Genomic DNA, 19603 nt, shown 5'->3' on the forward strand with positions numbered 1-19603 from the left:
CCGCTTTCAGAACGTTTTACTTTTCTGACCTGTGCAACCTGTTTTTCGATGCTCATGTTTTTATGAATAATGCCAATGCCTCCCAATCGTGCCATGGCAATGGCCATTTCATATTCCGTTACGGTGTCCATTGCAGCCGAAACAAGCGGAATATTGATTTTGATATGGCGTGTGATATAAGATTCGACAACTACTTCTCTGGGAAGGACTTCCGAATAGGCCGGAAGAACCAATACGTCATCAAAGGCAAGACCTGTCCCTATAAATTTATCATCTTTTATGTCCATGGGGAAATATTTTTGAGGATTGTACCATGTGCAAAGATATGCTCAATGTAAAAAATGCAAAGAAAAATTTAGATTTAAGGGAAGGAAAGTTCCCGTTAGTTGGGTAGCAGGCGGAAATATTCCTTGACTTTGCTTTTATAAAAAGGCGAAAAATCGGGCGGGACAGATTTAAGCAGCTCTACTTCTTTTTGTTTGTTTTTCAGATATTCCTCAAGGGATGGGGGTTTACGGTTAAAAATATCATTGGCTGTTTTAGATTCCCGTCTTTCTTCTTCATCCTGCTTTTTTTCTGCTTTTTCAGCTTCAAGGAACTTCACTTTTATATCTTGCTGCCGTTTTAAGGTTCTTTCAGTGATTTTACCTTCCACAAGGTCTTTTTCATTTTCTTCGAGGAGTTTTTGGAGTTCCTGAAGGGCTTTGTTGAGTTCGTCATTTGCTTTATCACCTGCCCCCATTTCTTTCTGGAGATTTCGGATGGCATTGCGCAACATTTCCTGGCGTGCAGCCATCTGAGCAAGTTGTTTACTCATCTGACTGCCGGGTTTATTTCCCTGTTGCTTTAAATCCTGTATTTGTTTGCTAAGCTCTTCCTGAAGCTTCTGAAGGTCGGGGAGACCTCCTTTTTTCTTCTTTTTCATCGATTTTTTGCCACTGCTTTTCATGTTCGACATTTCTTCCTGCATCTGTTTAAGCAATTCAGAAAGCATGACTGCGAGGTTATTGATGGAAGTCAGGGCGTATCCCTGACGTGTCCTTGCATCACCTATCATCCGTTCAGCAAGCAATTCGATGGTTTTAAGCATCTGATAATTAACATTTTCCACTTCCTTATTGACAAAAGACTCGATCATCGGAAGTTCTTTACTCAGTGCAAAAAGACTATCTTCGATGAGCTTCATATCATCTTTCAGTTTCTTCTGTTTTTGAGTCAGCTCAACATATTTTGGGTTGTAAGAATTGACAGATTTGAACTGATTGGCTAAGTCTTCCTGTTCAAAGGAAACATGAAGCAGGTTTTCAAGTATCCTTCTCAGTTTTTCATAATTGATTTCCAGCGACTTCATTTCCATTTCCATTTTCATGGACTTCATTTTCTCGGAGAGTTCCTTCATCTTTCTGGAAGCATTTTTCTGGTTTTGAGCGGCTTTTTTCATGTTGTTGTCCTGCATCTCTTCCATGCTCTTTTCCTGCTCCTCCTGTATTTCCTGCCTGTCGTCTTTGGTGTCTTCCAAATCCTTTGGATTTTCAAGATTTTTATTCAGTTTTTCGAGTTCATTAAATTCTTCCTGCAGGTCTTTAAACTCTTTATTCAATTCTTCCTGCTTTTGTTCAAGGCTTTCCTTTTCCTTTTCTTTCGATTTTTCTGTTTCTTCGCTTAGTTTTTCCTGTTTCTGACTGAGTTCATCCAGTTTTTGTGTGATATTATCAAGTTTATTTTCAAACTCAAGCTTTTTAAACAGCTCCAGCATTCTGTCAAGTTCTTTTTCGAGGCTTTTCTGGTCTTTTTTCAGTTTATCGAGTTCCTGCTGAATACCTTCCTTGTTGTTTTGTTCCAATAGTTTTTCAAGTTCTTCATAAAGCTTTTTAATATCTTCCGGCATTATTTCTTCAAATTTCTCGTAAAGCTGCCTGTATTTTTCAAGCAATTCTTTACTGAGTTCCTGATAATCATCCTGTTTTTGAACATTTTCAATATATTTTTCCTTCATTTCCTCCACCTGCTGAATAAGATCTTTTTGTTTGTTCAACAATTCCTGAATCCTCTTCTTATCGTCCCAGTCCATTTTGTTCTTATCAATCAGTTTTTTCTGAGCTTCCAGCAACTCTTTCTGTATTTCCTGAGATTTTTTGGCAGCATTCTGAATGTCTTTTTTCAGGTCTTCAGCTGATTTTTCAGCCATCTCCTGCATTTGTTTTTCAGAAGGAGCAGCAAAGAAAAATTTTCTGGAACGCGTTGACTTACTTCCGTTTACGCCATCATTATCCCAAACTTCAAAAAAATATTCAAAGCTTTCGCCATGTGATATTTTTAAATCATCGAGATTTATGGCATAATAAAAGTTCTGGTAAACAGAATTGAGCGTTACAGGCACAGAGATTTTAAAATCCTTATTCAGTTTGGAGCTGTCGTCTGATTCAAGAAAATGATAGACAAAATAAAGCTTACGTAAGCCGTAGTCATCTGCTGCCTCCCCTGCAAAAAATAGATATTTTGTGTTTGATGAATCGATCTGCTGCTCAACTTCAATACGTGGATAAGCATCGGGAATGACTGAGATATAATATTGTATGGTGTCTTTGCTGACAACTTTATTGTTTGAGATTTTTATCAGGTATGAGGAATTGTTTTTAATGGTTTTTGAAAGAGAAAAAGTGTTTCTTTTTTCAGGGCTTAGCCTGAAAAGCTGATCCCCGAAGTAGATCATCAGTTGTTCTGCATCTTCGGTCGAAAAGTGCCAGACAACCCGTGTGCCTTCAGGAATGGTAAAATCCCCGGTATTACTGATTGTTTCAGGTTTTTTACCTGTGTAAGCAGGATAGTTAAGCGAAACGGTAAATCCTTTTAAAAGAGGTTTGGGAAGGACATTTAGTTTAAAGGTTTCTGATTTGATATTTCCTGAGAAAAAATAAAATCTGAGTGGATTTCGGATATTTTTTAAGGTATATTCATAAACACCGTTCCGCTTTTCTTTCATCAGATACTCATAGTTGTCAATTTTGATGAATACGTTTGCAGGGACTGATTTTCCACTGACTTTTAACCTGAGGGTAAACTCCTCATTTTTGACTGCATTCAGGTTTTTATTCAGCAACTCAAATTCAAAGGGTACCGGTTTTTTATAATAGGTATTGTGTTTAACCAGTCTTTCCGTGCTTTCGGTAACCACTTTTGGAGTAGCAAAAAGGAGAATGGTCAGAATAAACAATGGGATGAGCAAATATTTCAAGTATTTCCTGTTTTCTGAAAAATTGATGGCAAAGCTGAAAGGAACAGGCTTTAGCTCGTTAATTCGTTGATCAATGCTGGCCTCAATCAGGGTGCGGCTATATGTGGATTGATAGGCCATTTCCTTCAGCTCCAGTGTGTTGAGGAGCTTGTCTTTGACTTCAGGGAAAAATTTTCCAATCATCACCGAGGCTTGCCGGTAAGTCAGCGAATTACCGGGTTTGTATATTTTTATCAGGGGTATAACGACATAATAGGTAAGAACAGCTGAATTAATCAATAAATACAGGTAAAACAGGATGGTGCGGACAGTGATACTGAAATGTCCGATGAATTCAGAAAAAATAACAACCAGAAAAGAAATGAGTGATATGCTGAAAAGAATGATAATGCCTCTGAGGACAAGGTTTTTATAATATTTTCTCCGGAATTCGTCCAGCTTATGTAGTAAAAAGCGGTAATTGTCAGATAATCCGTTTGCAGATGGCATGTTGCTTAAGTTAAGAATAATACCCTGTTTCTTTTTCAGGTAAACCGTAAAACTTTGGCAAAGCTAATGCCATATAACATTTCAGATATCCTCAGAAAGGCATTGAATTTGTCATAAAAGAGGAAAATTTTTTTTATGAAAGAAAGCATTATTTTAAATTGGGATTCAGGAATGGCTTTCAGTACGGAAATAGATGGCCATTCCATACAGGTTGATGCTCATCCCGAACATGGAGGAAGCGGAAAAGGCCCGAGGCCAAAACCTTTGTTGCTGGCAGCACTTGCCGGTTGCACAGCCATGGATGTGGTCTCAATCCTGAATAAAATGAAAGTTGAGATGCGGGATTTTAAAGTTGAAGTCATTGCCAATCAGACGGAAGAGCATCCCAAAGTATATGACCGTTTTAAACTGGTTTATCATGTTTTTGGGGAAAACATTCCTCTGGAAAAAGTTGAAAAAGCGGTTGATCTGTCGCAGGAAAAATACTGCGGTGTCAGTGCCATGCTGAAGAAAGCTGCTGAATTAACGTATGAAATTCAGCTTCATCAGGACTAATCTTCAAATGTACCTGACGACAACATAAAAAGAGTACAACTTTCAACTGTCTGTATATGATGATCAGTCGCAAGTTTTTCGAGTTCAGGATTATAAGTGCCGGGATTAAAAATAATTCTCCTTGGGTGGCTGTTCAGAATCAGGTCGTACCACTCAGGCTGACGGGCAGGAGAAAGATATAAAGTAATGGTATCAATATCATCAACAGGCATTTTGTCGGTAATAATCCTGAGGCCATCAATGTCAAAATCTTTAAAACCATAGGGGAAAACTTCATGACCATGATGCAAAAGCTGACGAACACACATATTGGAATATCGGTCGGGTTTATCGGAAACTCCTATGACAGCAACACGCATAATTTTGATTTTCCTGCAAAAATATATTACCCCAAACAAAAAAGCTTTACTAATTTTGCTTCATGAATCAGTTCACCAACATTAGAAACGATATCTATTTCAACATTTTCAGAAGCGGGAATATTATTTACCGCCTGATATTTATCAATGTCATCGTCTTTGTAGTGATTGGTTTTATTGAAGTCATTTTCACCCTGTTCCGGCTGAATACTGAATTTTATCAGGAATTTATCTGGAACAATCTGGCTATTTCTTCTGATCCGCTGACCGTCATCAGAAAGCCATGGACACTAATCACTTATATGTTTATGCATTCTGGATTTTTCCATATTTTATTCAACATGCTGATGTTGTATTGGTTCGGGAAAATATTCAGGGATTTTTTGGGAGATAAAAAACTCTTGTCAGTTTATCTGGCAGGAGGACTTGCCGGAGCTGTTTTGTTTCTGATTGCCTATCAGACTGTTCCTTTGCTTAACTCAGCCAATATTTCAGCAGGAATGGTTGGTGCCTCTGCCAGTGTAGTGGCAGTCATTGTGGCAGCAGCTGTTTATTTACCCAATTATTCTGTTTTTCTTTTGTTTTTTGGCCAGGTAAAACTGAAATATCTTGCTATTTTTCTGGTGATTATTGATGTGTTGAGTTTAAAGGAAGGGAATACAGGAGGTCATTTTGCTCATTTGGGCGGAGCTATTTTCGGTTTTATTTATTCACGCCAGTTGTTGAGAGGGCACGATATTGCAAGATGGCTGACAGACACAACAGATTTTATAGGCAGTTTATTCAGCAGAAGATTTTACCGTCCTAGACCAAGATTCAAAGTTTATAAGAATGCAGAGAAAACACAGCCAATTAAAGAAAATCAGGCTGAACTTCAGGCAGAAATTGACAAAATACTTGATAAAATTGCACAATCGGGCTATGAAAGCTTGACAGACAGGGAGAAGAACATTCTGTTTAATGCGAGCAAGAAAACTCATTAAAATATTTTTTCAGCCCGGAGATTCAGAATAAATGAAAACAATAACTTTGCAGTCGCAAAAAAAATGGCGAGGTAGCTCAGGCGGTTAGAGCGCAGGATTCATAACCCTGAGGCCGAGGGTTCGATTCCCTCCCTCGCTACTCCGAAAGCCCCTCATCTATGGGGCTTTTTTATTTAAAAAACTACCGTTTGCTTTCTGCAAATAAAAATGGAGTATTAAAAAGCATTTGTAAAAAAAATCTCTTTCGGGCATGTTGTTAATGGATTTTTGAAAATATCTATCTTGCTGCCTGTTATTTTCTTCACAAATTTAAAAAAATACAAATAATGCTAAAGCAGATTATTTTTATCACCACATTGTTGCTGACGCTGGGTATATTTGCTTATACCGTCAGGAGGTACTACCTTTTCTTCAGACTTACCAAGCCCTTTCCGGTTAAAAACTGGAAAAAGAGAATTGGGGTGATGTTTAAAGTAGCCTTTTTTCAGTCTAAAATATTCAGGTTCCCGTTGACAGGTCTCTTTCATGCCCTGACATTCTGGGGATTTTGTGCCTTGTTGTTTGTGGTTTTTGAAATGGTGTTGGATGGGATAGCCGGAACTGACAAAGCCCTTGCCGGTATTGGCTGGTTTTATAATGTTCTGACTGCCACCGGTGATATTTCAGCTTTTATTGTTTTCTTTCTCATAATTATCTTTCTTTTCAGACGTAATTACTTGAATATCAAAAGATTTCAAGGGATAGAAATGACCCAGCGCCACCACAATGATGCTCACTTAGCCCTTACTCTAATCATGCTCGTAGTTTTTACGCTCCTGGCAATGAACACCTATTATATTAATATTTGCAAATTCAAAGGTGAAGAAGTGCTTGGTACTTATCCGGTCAGCAGTGTCTTTGCCTTGTTTTGGACATCCGACAATTATCAGATTATGTCGTTGGTTTACAATGGTATGTGGTGGGTACATATCCTGACTATTTTTGCTTTTGCCAATATTCTTCCGTATTCCAAGCATTTTCATGTCTTTTTGTCAATCCCTAATGTATTGCTGAGCAGGCTTGAACCATTGGGCTATCTGGAACCTGACAGAAATATCACCAGGGAAGTCCGATATATGCTGAATCCTGATGCTGCTGATGTTTCAGCTGAAAATCAGGCAGTTGAAAGATTTGGGGTGAAAGATGTTCAGGATGTTACATGGAAAAATTATCTTGATTCGCTGACCTGTACACAATGTGGCCGGTGTACCTCGGTATGTCCGGCAAATATCACAGGTAAACTCCTCTCACCCCGTAAAATCATCATGAATCTCAGAGAAAGGATGAATGAAATAGGTCCGAAGCTGGTTAAAAACGGAAAGGATTTTTCAGACAATAAATCCCTCTTGAGAGATTATGTTTCGGAAGAGGAACTCTGGGCTTGCACCACCTGTAATGCCTGTGCCCAGGAATGTCCGGTAAATATAAATCATCCCTCGCTCATCGTTGATATGAGAAGGTTTTTGGTGATGGAGGAAGGCAAAGCACCCTCAGGCCTGAATGCGATTTTTGCCAACATTGAAAACAATGGTGCCCCCTGGCAGTATTCATCATCTGACAGGCTGAAATGGTATGACGACTGGACGGAAAAGGAAAATTACAGGCTCCCGCTTGTTCAGGAGCTTGCGGCCAGTGGAAAAACTCCTGAATATCTGTTTTGGGTAGGTTCTGCCGGTGCTTTTGACGACAGGTATAAAAAAGTCAGCAGGGCTTTTGTGAAAATTCTCAACCATCTTAATATTGACTTTGCCGTACTGGGAACTGAAGAAACCGACACTGCCGATTCGGCAAGAAGAGCCGGAAATGAAATGCTTTACCAGATGCAAACATTGATGATTATTGAGCTTCTGAATAATTATGGGATTAAAAAGATCATTACCTGCTGCCCTCATGATTTCAATACTTTTAAAAACGAATATCCGGGATTTGGCGGACATTTTCAGGTAGAGCATCATACTCAGTTTATCAGCAGAATGATAAATGAAGGCAGATTGCAGACAGGAGATACATTTTCAGGGACAAAAATTACTTATCATGACCCCTGTTATCTTGGCCGGGCAAATGGAGAATATCATGCTCCCAGATTTGTATTGACTCACCTGAAGGCAGAAGTTGAAGAAATGAAGCGGAACAGAAGTTTTGCCCTGTGTTGCGGTGCAGGAGGCGGGCAAATGTTTAAGGAAGCTGAAAAAGGCAATAAAGAGGTTTATGCCGAAAGAACGGAAGAAGCCCTGAAAACAGGTGCTTCTATTGTGGCCACAGCCTGTCCGTTTTGTATGGTGATGCTGACAGACGGTCTGAAGTATAAAAATATGGAAGAGGAAGTCAGAAATTATGACATTGCCGAACTGGTAGCCATGGCAATTTGATATTGTTTTCATTAAGCCTGTCATAATGATTGTTTTGCAAAACAATTTTATTTTCCTGACGTTATATTTTAGCTTCTAATTTCCTTTGTTGAAATGTCCGGGTTCAGAAATTTATTTGTCGTTTTCATTTTCCTTATACTGACCATAGGGGATATTAACGGACAGGATTTTATTGCCATCAGCAGCAATAGCAGGACTATGGTACTCGCCTATAATGAAGGAAAGACAAAAGTTGCTGATTCAATACAGTCAAATTTGAGGAGAAAACAGAAAAAACTCCTCTTTTATCGTTTCAGATTCGATACCTATGATCTGGTGAAAAAGGAAAAAGTTTTTTCTTTCAGAATTTCAAAAGAAACCAAAGATGAGCTTGATACTATCTTCTTAAGTCCTGACGGAAGAAATCTGGTCTTGATTTTTGGATTTCGTAAAATTGTGTGCGATACACGTTCAGGAACTATTATCGGTGATTTCGACCAGCTCCGGTTTCCGGATATCAGGGATAAATTGCTGATAAAAAGGGTAAAAAATGAAAAAACAATAGCTTTTTCAAATAAAGATAATCAATTTGTACTGGCAACAGACAGCCGCCTTAAGGCATTTGATGTTTTTACCGGAACAGAGTTTTTTGAATATACAGGTATTCCTCAGGGCGGATTGATAGAAGAGCTTTATTTTTCAGAAGACGATCGCTTTATTTTCGTAAAAGACCATAAAAACAATTATTATGTCTGGAAAACTGGCAGAAAGGAATTGCTTAAAAAGTTTATCGGGCAGGAAGTCAGGTATAATCCTTATCGTAAAACTCTTGTAATAGTCAGAAAGACAGCCACTAACATGACGAGTTATATCTATCTCCTCCCTGAATTTAAAAGAATCGAAAGAGTCAACTCACAAAAGACAACCAAAGCCGATGCAACGGACAAATACAGGCTTGAACCGGGATTATCTTCCCTGAGTCCGATGGGAAGGTTTACAGCTTATGTGCTGAATAAAGACCGTAATTACCGCATGGTTTTCTGGAACAACTATCAGTCTCAAATCGCTTTACGTATTTCCCTCGATGCCACAAAAGGAATTATGAATTGTGATAATAACATGATGACATTCAGTGGGTTAGCTGATAAAAATCTGCCATTACTGATGTGGCTGAACGATAGTCTTGTAATGGTGGCAAGTGATGTTGACCATTATCAGGTATTTAATCTGGCTTCCGGACGGCATGTGGATCAGCTTGACCTGAAAATTAACACAAAGCTAAAAGATAATGAATCATTGTTCATATCGCAGGAGAGAAACAGGATCATCAGCAATAATAAACAATTGGTTGCACTGCCTTACCATTTTTTCTTCTCTAAGGGCGTATGGTTAAAACTGACAATGCTCCGGCAACAGGAATCCAGGGTTGAAGATGTTGATTTTTATTGCTTCACACCCGACAGCAGGATGATTTTATTCCGCGATAAAAACCGGAGGCTTGCCTATCTGACTTCTTTAGATATTGCCGCTGATTTAGGTGTTAAATCTCTGAATGTCAAATATTTTATTGATACCATCAGCCATGTGGCAGAAACACGTATTGATAAAAAAGGAGTGATTCCTCCCGATTATTCCTATTCCAGAATGAAAGAGATAAAACCGCTTTCAGAACTTCGTAATGATTTGAATATCAAACTTAAAACTATTTCAGACCAGGACTCTTTCATTGAGTTGCAGGTACATTTACTGGATGACAACGGGGTTTATTATTTTGGTGGCGGGAGCGAGGAATGGAAAAAAATCTGGTGCAATCTGATCATCATAGGCCCGGATGGCAGACAACTTCAGGCAGATGATTTTCAAATTGTTGAATATAATAAAAATAATGAACGGGATAATGCTATTTCGATTGTGATGGATCACTCGGGCTCGATGGGTGAGTTGAGGGTTTTAGCCTTACAAAAAGGCGTCAGAGATTTTATTTTTTCCAAAGACAGGGACGATGCGCTTGCCATTATCAAGTTTGATAATTTTGTGAAAGTCGAATCAAAGCTCAGAAGAGATCCGGACGAATTGCTGAAATATTTCAAGGTAAGCGGCCTGATGGGATTCGGAGGGGGGACTGCTCTGCTGGATGCCATCAATGCAGGAATTTCGAATGTTAAAGATGCCCTGAATTACAGCGAAAAATCGGTAATGGTTTTCACGGATGGAAACGAAAACAGCTCATTGATTTCAAAGCATGAGGTGATTCTCAAGGCACTGGAAAACAAAATAAAACTCCATACCATCGGTTACGGAGACCTTGTCAGTGAAGATTATCTCAGGGCGATAGCCGATTATACCGGTGGCTCTTATTACAGCTTGTATGATGAGTTTCAGTTAAAATGGATTTTTGAAGATGTGTATAATAAAAACAAGAATTTTTATGGTATCCGTATTAAAAAAGGCCAACCGGGTGAATACAGGTTTTTTGTCAAGCTCTGCCCGCCTATCGGGGAACCTGATACATTGATGTTGAGCTATCAGTATGATCCTTTGAGAAATATAAAAATTTATCAGGACGAGAATTATGAATTTAAACCATTGATCAGGGAAATTAAAGCGAAAGATTTCGATTCCACAGGTATTAAGTTTCAGGATATTCAGGATTTCAATAAAATAACCATTGTCAGAGATATTATCCCCGATACAGTGGTATTAACCACAGACACCCTTGATATATCCATCATTGAAGACGAATTTGACCATCTCATTTTCCCTGATATCAAATTTGTTTTTGACAAAACGGATATTGTCCCCGGTACTGACAGAGAGCTCAGGAATGTCATTCTGTTTATGAAGAAATATCCCTCAGTAAAACTGGAAATTTCAGGCCATACGGACGAAATGGGAAGTTTTGCTTACAATCAGGAGCTTTCGGAAAGGCGCGCGGAGAAAGTCAGGCAGTTGATGATTACAGCAGGAATTGAACCTGAACGTATAATAGTGGTCGGATATGGGAAAACCCATCCTGTGGCAAGCAATAAGACAGAATCGGGTCGTCAGGCAAACAGAAGGGTAGAATTCAGAATTATTGAGCTGTAAGCGGGCAATTTTAACACAGGAATTACAGCTAATAGCTAATTTTAATTGCTGTCATATCTGAAATCATGCTGTTAAATAACCAATTAAATCCTGTAGCTTGAGCTTTTTACCATATCAAATTTGGATTAACCCGATACCAGAAGCTTTGTTCTGACAGAAGTCATGTGCGAAAATGCTGATTCATTGGCTTAACTTATCTAATTTTGTCAAAAAAAGAATATGAGGAATTTTTTGAAATACTTAGTCATTATTGTCTTAACCTGCCTGATTGGTTCACGTGCTTTTGCTCAGACAGGCAACTGGAAAGCAAGTCTGGAGAAGGAAAAAATTTACAAAAGCCTCGATGCTGCTTTGAAAAATCCGCTTGCCGTAAAACGGCTTTATCTCAATGATGTTGATTTTGAAATTTTACCTCAGAAGATTTTCAATCTGACCAATCTTGAAGAGCTTCAGATAAATTCAGGTTCATTGAAGTTCCTCTCAAAAGAATGGGGAAAACTGAAGAATCTGAAAATCTTAACCATCATGTACACTGGTGTGGACATGATCCCGGAAGAAATCAGCCAATGTGCCAACCTGAGGATAATCAACCTGATGGGCAATAAAATTGAAAGCTTACCTAATAGTTTAGGTTCGCTGAAATTTCTGGAAGAGCTGGTGTTGTATGATAATCAAATTACCAACGTCCCTGAATCTTTTTCTTCATTTGAAAATCTCAGGTTATTAAACATGGGTGCCAATTATCATCTGAATGTTGACCAGTTACTCATATTACTGAGCAATAATAAAAGTCTGACCGTCCTTCATCTTGATGGAACAGAAATGAGCAACCTGCCACCACAGATTGGTCAGCTGGAAAGCCTGAAAGAGCTATATCTATTTAATAATCAATTGCATGAAATTCCTCCTGAGATAGGACAACTGACAAATCTGGAAAAACTGGTGCTGGGAGAATTCAGGGGATCTGTAAATAAAATTTCTGACTTGCCTGAAAGCCTTTCAAATCTGGTTAATCTGAAGGAATTATATGTCGCAAACAATGAACTGGGTTTTATCCCTGAATGTATTTATCATCTGACAAATCTTGAGGTACTTGACCTGAGCCACAACCACATATCTGAAGTGTTGCCCGGAATCGGGAATCTGGTAAACCTGAAAAGACTGGATTTATCCTACAATCAGATCAGTTCACTGCCTGAAGAAATCAGCCTGTTAAAAAAACTGGAGGAACTCAGCAGGTATGAAAACCAGATAGATGAGATTGAAGAACAGAAGATTATCAGATATCTTTCAAAAAAGGCCTTTACTGCTCAGGATAGTTTGGAGGTGGAACAAAATTACCAGCGCATCACTTTCATTTCCTATGAATTTCATGAAGGAGCCATACCCGAAGCAGAACACTACCAAATCAGCATTCAGAACGGGGTTTTAACCTTTCAGGACTTTAAAAACAACAGGAAAACGGAGAAAACTCTTGATAACAACCAAATGAAAGATTTGTTGAAAACAGCATATTGGGTAGCTTATAAATACTATGAAGGGAAGGGCGATCTAAGAGAAGAAAACTGTGAAGGAGGGGGAACCTCAAAATTAACCATCAATAATCTGCTATATGAATCGGACGGATGCAGCCAACCCAGATATTACAATGAACTGAATCTCATATTAATGGAGATTGAAAAACTGAAATAATCAGCAGGCATGAGGCCTTGCTGTTACCCTTTTAAATCGGTCAGACTTTGATAATTAATTAGCTGTTTTTCAGCTTTTTAACTTCATTTATCAGTTCCGGAAGAATTTTAAGGGCATCACCGACAATACCATAATCAGCGACCTCAAAAATAGGTGCTTCGGGGTCTTTGTTGACGGCAGCAATGACTTTCGAAGAACTTACACCCGCTACATGCTGAATGGCTCCTGAAATTCCAAATGCCAGATAGAGATTGGGTGCAATGATTTTACCGGTTTGACCGGTATGTTCACTATGCGGACGCCAGCCTTCATCTGATACCGGACGTGAACAGGCAGTGGCTCCTCCCAGCAATTCTGCCAGCTCTTCAATCGGCCCCCAGTTTTCAGGTCCTTTCATGCCACGTCCACCGGATACAACTATCTCAGCATCAGTCAGTAATACTTTCCCGGTCTGTTTACTGACATTGATGACCTCAATGCCTGAACCTTCCGATGAAGAAGCGGTGATATATTCAATCGTGCATTGAACGGCATTTTCGACAACCCCAAAGGAATTCTGCGAAAGGGTGATAATTCGAGTCGGGGTGGTAATTTCTATATTTGCAAATGCTTTTCCGCTAAACAGCTTTTTCTTGACCACAAAAGGAGACAAAGCGGAAGGCAAGGCTGTGGCTGCGGTTACCAATCCTGCTTTCAACCGTGCCGAAAGTCTTGGCGCAATGGCCTTTCCCGTGTTGTTATGAGCAAAAACTATTACATTGGCATTGATTTTCTCTGCTGTTTCAGCGATCATTGTGTTAACAAGCATAGGATCAAAAGGCGTATTATCTGCCTGCTGAATGCAGATTATTTTGGATGCACCGTAAGTGCCAAGTGACAGGAGTGTCGGCTCATCAACATTTCCGGTTGTCAGCGCAACTACTTCGGTATTGATTTGAAGGGCAATGCCATAGGCATAAGAAACCAGTTCGTGGGAGAGTTTTTTTAACTTACCGTCCCAATTTTCAGTATATACTAAAACTGCCATTTTATTTCATTTTAAAAGATTCAACATTAAATAACTTTAGCTTCTTCGTGAAGTAGACGGATGAGTTCACCCGGATTTTCAGGATCAACCAGCCTGACCTTTGCCTTAACCGGAGGCAATTCGTAAGATAAATGTTTTGTAAGAGGCTGACATTCAGTAGGTTCAATTACATTCAGGGGTTTGGTGCGTGCCATCATAATACCACGCATGGCTGGAATTCTTGGCTCAATGGCAATTCCTTTTTGCACAACTGCCACAAATGGGGTTTTGACTTTTAAAGTTTCTGTTCCGCCATCAATTTCCCTGTTGACGACCACCTGTCCGTTTTCAATATCCAGTTTTGAAACAGCCGAAACGGAAGTAAATCCAAGTAATTCAGCCAGCATACTGCCGACTGCATTACCATTGTAATCACTCGATTCGATACCAGCCATGATGATGTCGAAACTTTCCTTTTTTATCACCTCAGCAAGCTGAAAAGCGACCTGAAAAGCGTCTTTTGGTTCCAGATTGATGCGGTATGCACTGTCGGCACCAATGGCAAGGGCCTTACGGATGGTCGGTTCAGCATCCTGCAAACCCACCGTAGCTACACTTATCTGCGTTATTTCAGATGGATATTTTTCCTTTAGCTCAACTGCACGTGTCAGTGCCAGCTCATCCCATGGATTGATAATCCACTGAACTCCGGCTGTATCAAATTTAGTATTGTTCTCAACAAATTTAATCTTTGTCGTGGTGTCCGGAACATTACTTAAGCATATCAGTATCTTCATTTTATTAAATTTTTTATTTGATGGCAAAAGTAAAAAATGCTTTTAAATTCATGGCAATTTTCAGGAAGAAAACAAGAAATATTCATTCAGGGTCTTATTGAAATGCAGAGCATTAAAAATCACGAAAAAATAATTTGTGAACTATAGTGCTTTAGTACTTCCGTGGTGAAAATATAAAATACTTCTTCCTTATCCTCATTAATAAAATATTAACCTCAGCAGAACGATCTTCCACCGGATTAGCTCAGAAGAGCTCTTGAGATAATAATTTGCTGGATTTCGCTTGTTCCCTCATAAATCTGAGTGAGCTTTGCTTCACGCATGAGCCTTTCGACATGATATTCACGGACATAGCCATAACCACCATGAATCTGTACAGCTTCGGTGGTTACATACATAGCTGTTTCAGCAGCATAATACTTGGCCATAGCCGAAGCATAACCATAAGGCTTCCCCTGATCTTTCAGCCAGGCAGCTTTTAACACAAGATGTCTGGCAGCTTCCACTCTGGTAGCCATGTCGGCTATTTTGAAGGCAATAGCCTGATGATTACATATTTCTGTTCCGAAAGCCTTTCTTTCCTTGCTGTATTGAATGGCTCTTTCGAGAGCTCCCGATGCGAGGCCAAGGGCTTGTGCGGCAATACCTATTCTTCCGCCTTCAAGGGTTTTCATAGCGAACTTAAACCCAAATCCATCTTCTCCGATGCGGTTTTCCTTTGGTACTTTAACATCGCTGAACATTACGGAATGAGTATCGCTGCTGTTCATTCCCATCTTTTCTTCATGTGGCCCCAGGCTGATCCCTTCACTGTTCCGGTCAACGATAAAGACATTGATACCTTTGCTTTTAAGCTCCGGATGAGTCTGGGCAATGACCAGATAGACTGAAGCTGAATTGGCATTGGTTATCCAGTTTTTGGTGCCATTGATCAGGTAATAATCACCTTTGTCTTCAGCCAGCGTCTTTTGATGCGTGGCATCTGAGCCGGCTTCAGGCTCTGAAAGCAGAAAAGCCCCGATAATTTCCCCGCGTGCAAGTGGTTTCAGATATTTCTCTTTCTGTTCATCATTCCCAAATTTCTCAATCCCATAACAAACCAGAGAGTTATTCACCGACATGATGACAGAAACCGAGGCATCCACCTTCGAAAATTCTTCCATGGCCAGAACATAGGAGATAGTGTCCATGCCCCCGCCATCATATTCGGGACTGACCATCATTCCCATAAAACCAAGCTCTGCAAGGGCTTTTATATGGTGGGCAGGAAATGCTGCCGATTTATCACGCTCAATGACATCTTTGATTAATTCACGCTGGGCATAATCACGGGCAGCCTGTTGTATCATCAATTGTTCTTCTGTGAATTCAAAATTCATAAATTTCTTTTTTGCTTTTTAATAAATGTTTTTTTGTGAGGGTAAAAATAATCCTATTCTTTATTCTGCAAAATGATTTGATAAAAATTTAACACCTGTTTTAAAACAAATTCCTTTTGCTGTAAATGAGGAATATGACCGCTTGACGGAACAATACATCGCTGGCATTCCCCCTTCACCAGTGACCCGATAATTTCGACTTGTTTCAGGCTTGCATATTCATCCCTTTCCCCCTGAATGAGCAGGAGTGGTGACTTGATATTTTTAATTTCTTCAAGGATATTCCACGACCTGAAATCTTCCGAAATCCAGGCATTTGCCCATCCGTAAAACATGCTGTCCGTATTTTGACCATGGTATTTTTCAAGTAAATATTTCAGGTCAAATTCTTCATACAGCCGGATAGCTTCCTGAACACCGCTGACCGTACAGTCTTCAACCACCACATGGGCAGCAATACTCACAATACCGGCCACTTTTTCGGGAAATTTTGATGCATACAACAAGGCGATGGTGGCTCCGTCACTATGTCCGGTAAGTAAAAGGCTTTTCTGATCAAGACCAAGTTTTTTCAAAATCTCAGGTAAATCTTCCCATGCTTCACGGTGCATGTAATCCGGTTTTCTTGACTCCTTCAGTGTGGACGATTGTCCGTGTCCATGGCGCTCATATATCAGGCCGCTTATTTGCAGAGCAGAACAGATTTCGGCAGGAAAGCTTTTCCATTGGGGAATGCTCCCTAATCCTTCATGCAGAAAAACCATCAGGTGGTTTTGATGTGACAGTTCCTCATGAATAAATTCATAATGAATCCGGTGTGAGTTGATTTCAATAAACATCTTTATCGTGAAATTGATTTAACATTTGCAGCAGTCAGCCTGAAAGTTCCCTTTTTATAAATTATCAGCCAGATTCCATCCGGTATTAATGCATGTTTTTCCAGCCACGAACGAAAGTAAAATCTGTCTGAAAATTCAAATTTATCCTGCATAAACATAAAAAATTCAAAGGCCAAATTTCCTGTTTAAAAGGGAATAATGTCAACAGGGTGGCTGAATATTTATATTGTTGTAAAAATTTCGAAAAAACATTGCTGTATTAAGAGGTTTTAATATTATTGCACCAGAATATTAAACCATGAGCGACCCCTATTGTTGTAATTTTACCACCTGCCGGTGGGTGAATGGCGGGGTGGAGAATTATTCATCAGTAGAAAGACAACAAGACATTGAAAAATACTGCCGTTCAAAAGAAGGCAACTGGAAAAACTGCAAACGATACCATGTGAAGGAAGCACTTGGGTTTTGTCCGGAAAATCTTTCACCCGATTCAGAACTGAGTCTTGAGGATATTATTAACCATTTTGAATATTGATTTATGCCACAAATTGAAATTGAAGGAAAAGTTTTTGAAGTGGATGGGGACGGATTCCTTACCACCCCAGACATCTGGAATGAAGATGTAGCCCGTTTGTTTGCCAGATATGACGGTATTGAAGAAATGAGTGAAAAACACTGGGCTATTGTGAACATCATCCGAAAGCATTATGAAGAAAAAGGAATGGCACCAATGGTCAGGCTGATTTGCCAGGAGACAGGCCTGAAACTGAGAGAGATTTATGAGTTGTTTCCTCTTGGCCCTGCACGTGGTGCCTGTCGTGTGGCCGGCTTACCCAAACCTGACGGATGTGTTTAAACGCTGAGTGATGTACTGGTACCAGATTTTATCGTTGGCATCTTTTGTCGTCTGTCTTATTATTTATTCATTTATATTATTGAAAATCATCAGATTGGGGAAACCGCGGGATTATGCCAAACCTTCGGGAGACATTCAGGCAGGAATAAAGTATTCGTTTACCGGAGCTCTTAACCCCCGTAAAAAAGAGTCTGCCTACCTGCATCTGCCAACCTATACAGCCGGACTCGTTTATCATGCCGGAACCTTTTTGTCTCTTTTGCTGTATGTTTTGTCCTTTTTTTACCTGCCTTACCCCGATTTGATGAAAATACCGATTGCTGTTTTTCTGTTGATATCTGGTTTAGCCGGACTTGGCATCCTCATTAAACGGATCTCCTTAAAAAAAATGCGTACCCTCAGCAATCCTGATGATTATTTGTCAAATGTTCTGGTTACCTCCCTGCATTTCCTGACTTCTTTTTTTCTGATGGGTTATGCCTTTGCTGTATATTACCTGCTTACGGCATTTCTTTTCCTGTATTTACCGGTAGGAAAACTCAAACATTCCGTTTATTTCTTTGCAGCGAGGTATCATTTGGGTGTTTTCTTCGGCAGCAGAAATATATGGCCTCCTAAAAATGCGTGATAATGAGTGAAATATCAAAGCAAAATCTGGACAAAGCATTAAACGTTCTCAATACGGAGGAAGACGGAAAACTGTTGACCCATCTGAATGCCTGTGTACATTGTGCTTTATGTGCTGATAGTTGTTTGTATTACAATGTTTTTCATGAAGATAAATATATTCCTGCCCATAAGGTGGAATTGGTTACTTCAGTTTACAGACGGTATAAAACGCTTTCCGGGAAATATCTGCCCGGATTAACAAAGGCAAAAGACCTTGATGACCAGACGATTACCGAAATGATAGATTTGCTTTTCGGTGCCTGTACGATGTGCGGGCGATGTGTCAGTCATTGTAGTATTGGTGTTGACATAGCCTATCTGGTCAGAAAAGGAAGAGAAATGCTCAGTGCATTGGAAAAAGTGCCTGAAACACTTCAGTCAACAGTACAGGCTGCTGTTAAAACGGGTAATAATATGGCTATTCCTGTAGAAGACCTTGTTGATACCCTGACATGGCTTGAAGAAGATCTGAAGGATGATACCGGAGATGAAACGGCCAGAATTCCCCTGAACGAGGAAGGTAAAAACGTCTTATATACTTTAAACCCCAGAGAGCCGAAGTTTTTTCCGCTCAGCATTTCTGCCATGGCAAAAATCTTTCACGCTGCGGGAGAAAGCTGGACACTTTCGACTGAAATGTATGATGTTACCAATTACGCCTATTTTTCGGGGAATGACGAAGAAGCGGCCATCATTGCCAGACGGTTGTATGAAACAGCAAAAAAGTTAGGCGTTAAAAGAATAGTGCTGGCAGAATGCGGACATGGAAGCAGGGCTTTCCGCTGGGAAGCACCTAATTATCTGAAACAGGAGTTTGATATTGAAGTCATTACATCTGTTGAACTTATAGAAGAATATATCCGGCAGGGAAGGATTAAGGTTGATAAAAGTAAAAACAGACTGAGGGTTACCCTGCATGATCCCTGTAATCTGGTCAGACTGGGAGGGATTTTTTCCCAGCAACGCTTTATCCTGCAGCATACGGTTAGCGACTTTGAAGAGATGAATCCCTATGGTTATGAAAATCTTTGCTGTGGCGGAGGAGGTGGTCAGCTATCCATGAGCGAATACAACGAAAGAAGGATGAAAATTGGTGGGTTGAAGGCCAATCAGATCAGGGAAACCGGGGCAAAGGTAGTTGTTACACCCTGTCATAATTGTGTCGATCAGTTGCTTCAGATAAATGGTTTTTATAAACTCAATGTACAAATAAAAACCATGGCGGAGATAGTCGCAGATGCATTGATCTGATTCAAAAGTGCAAAAATGC

Annotated in this window: 17 protein-coding genes and 1 tRNA gene; 10 read left to right on the plus strand and 8 right to left on the minus strand. The window is 39.7% G+C overall.

Annotated features, from left to right (window positions below; translation table 11 throughout):
• Both GX437_13265 and GX437_13270 read right to left on the minus strand, forming a co-directional pair.
• The coding region (locus GX437_13265) for an IMP dehydrogenase (protein ID NLJ08624.1) at window positions 1–287 on the minus strand (287 nt) is incomplete at its 3' end.
• Between the two features lie 95 nt (window positions 288–382).
• Complete coding sequence (locus GX437_13270) at window positions 383–3724, minus strand: DUF4175 family protein (protein ID NLJ08625.1); 3342 nt, start codon at window positions 3722–3724, stop codon at window positions 383–385.
• Window positions 3725–3859: 135 nt separating this feature from the next.
• Between GX437_13270 and GX437_13275 the strand changes: the two genes are divergently transcribed.
• Window positions 3860–4279: an OsmC family protein gene (locus tag GX437_13275; GenBank protein NLJ08626.1), complete on the plus strand. Its 420-nt coding sequence runs from the start codon at window positions 3860–3862 to the stop codon at window positions 4277–4279.
• On the opposite strand, the gene GX437_13280 is transcribed toward GX437_13275, so the two are convergent.
• Window positions 4276–4641 carry a CoA-binding protein gene (locus tag GX437_13280; protein NLJ08627.1) on the minus strand — a complete coding sequence of 122 codons (366 nt, stop codon included), beginning with the start codon at window positions 4639–4641 and terminating at the stop codon, window positions 4276–4278. The two genes, GX437_13275 and GX437_13280, sit on opposite strands and share 4 nt — an antisense overlap.
• Window positions 4642–4700: 59 nt before the next feature.
• Between GX437_13280 and GX437_13285 the strand changes: the two genes are divergently transcribed.
• The 5 genes from GX437_13285 to GX437_13305 all read left to right on the plus strand — a co-directional run bounded on the left by GX437_13285 (window position 4701) and on the right by GX437_13305 (window position 12787).
• Window positions 4701–5621, plus strand: a complete 921-nt coding sequence (locus GX437_13285) for a rhomboid family intramembrane serine protease (GenBank protein NLJ08628.1) — start codon at window positions 4701–4703, stop codon at window positions 5619–5621.
• 65 nt (window positions 5622–5686) lie between these two features.
• A tRNA-Met gene (locus tag GX437_13290) sits at window positions 5687–5760 on the plus strand.
• Between the two features lie 187 nt (window positions 5761–5947).
• On the plus strand, window positions 5948–8029 hold the full coding sequence (locus GX437_13295; GenBank protein NLJ08629.1) for a (Fe-S)-binding protein: 2082 nt from the start codon (window positions 5948–5950) through the stop codon (window positions 8027–8029).
• 93 nt (window positions 8030–8122) lie between these two features.
• Window positions 8123–11095 (plus strand): OmpA family protein, encoded by a 2973-nt coding sequence (locus GX437_13300; GenBank protein NLJ08630.1) that lies wholly within the window; start codon window positions 8123–8125, stop codon window positions 11093–11095.
• Window positions 11096–11314: 219 nt separating this feature from the next.
• Window positions 11315–12787 (plus strand): hypothetical protein, encoded by a 1473-nt coding sequence (locus GX437_13305; GenBank protein ID NLJ08631.1) that lies wholly within the window; start codon window positions 11315–11317, stop codon window positions 12785–12787.
• Between the two features lie 58 nt (window positions 12788–12845).
• Here GX437_13305 and GX437_13310 read toward each other — a convergent pair whose 3' ends face one another.
• From GX437_13310 to GX437_13330, 5 genes are all read right to left on the minus strand, one after another.
• Window positions 12846–13814: an electron transfer flavoprotein subunit alpha/FixB family protein gene (locus GX437_13310; GenBank protein ID NLJ08632.1), complete on the minus strand. Its 969-nt coding sequence runs from the start codon at window positions 13812–13814 to the stop codon at window positions 12846–12848.
• Window positions 13815–13840: 26 nt separating this feature from the next.
• A complete protein-coding gene (locus GX437_13315; protein NLJ08633.1) occupies window positions 13841–14590 on the minus strand; it encodes an electron transfer flavoprotein subunit beta/FixA family protein in 750 nt (249 codons plus the stop codon).
• A 239-nt stretch (window positions 14591–14829) separates the two neighbouring features.
• A complete protein-coding gene (locus GX437_13320) occupies window positions 14830–15969 on the minus strand; it encodes an acyl-CoA dehydrogenase (GenBank protein NLJ08634.1) in 1140 nt (379 codons plus the stop codon).
• 53 nt (window positions 15970–16022) lie between these two features.
• Window positions 16023–16808 (minus strand): alpha/beta hydrolase, encoded by a 786-nt coding sequence (locus GX437_13325; GenBank protein ID NLJ08635.1) that lies wholly within the window; start codon window positions 16806–16808, stop codon window positions 16023–16025.
• 2 nt (window positions 16809–16810) lie between these two features.
• A complete protein-coding gene (locus tag GX437_13330; GenBank protein NLJ08636.1) occupies window positions 16811–16960 on the minus strand; it encodes a hypothetical protein in 150 nt (49 codons plus the stop codon).
• A 146-nt stretch (window positions 16961–17106) separates the two neighbouring features.
• Here GX437_13330 and GX437_13335 point away from each other — a divergent pair, with 146 nt between their 5' ends.
• From GX437_13335 to GX437_13350, 4 genes are read left to right on the plus strand one after another with little or no spacing between them, the layout of a single operon-like run.
• Complete coding sequence (locus tag GX437_13335; GenBank protein ID NLJ08637.1) at window positions 17107–17343, plus strand: hypothetical protein; 237 nt, start codon at window positions 17107–17109, stop codon at window positions 17341–17343.
• A 3-nt stretch (window positions 17344–17346) separates the two neighbouring features.
• Window positions 17347–17664 carry a TusE/DsrC/DsvC family sulfur relay protein gene (locus GX437_13340; protein ID NLJ08638.1) on the plus strand — a complete coding sequence of 106 codons (318 nt, stop codon included), beginning with the start codon at window positions 17347–17349 and terminating at the stop codon, window positions 17662–17664.
• A gap of 10 nt (window positions 17665–17674) precedes the next feature.
• Window positions 17675–18292: a hypothetical protein gene (locus GX437_13345; GenBank protein ID NLJ08639.1), complete on the plus strand. Its 618-nt coding sequence runs from the start codon at window positions 17675–17677 to the stop codon at window positions 18290–18292.
• Between the two features lie 2 nt (window positions 18293–18294).
• Window positions 18295–19584 carry a (Fe-S)-binding protein gene (locus GX437_13350; GenBank protein ID NLJ08640.1) on the plus strand — a complete coding sequence of 430 codons (1290 nt, stop codon included), beginning with the start codon at window positions 18295–18297 and terminating at the stop codon, window positions 19582–19584.
• Window positions 19585–19603 lie beyond the last annotated feature (19 nt).

This window comes from Sphingobacteriales bacterium (assembly GCA_012517435.1).
In the GTDB taxonomy this organism is placed as follows: Bacteria; Bacteroidota; Bacteroidia; order CAILMK01; family JAAYUY01; genus JAAYUY01.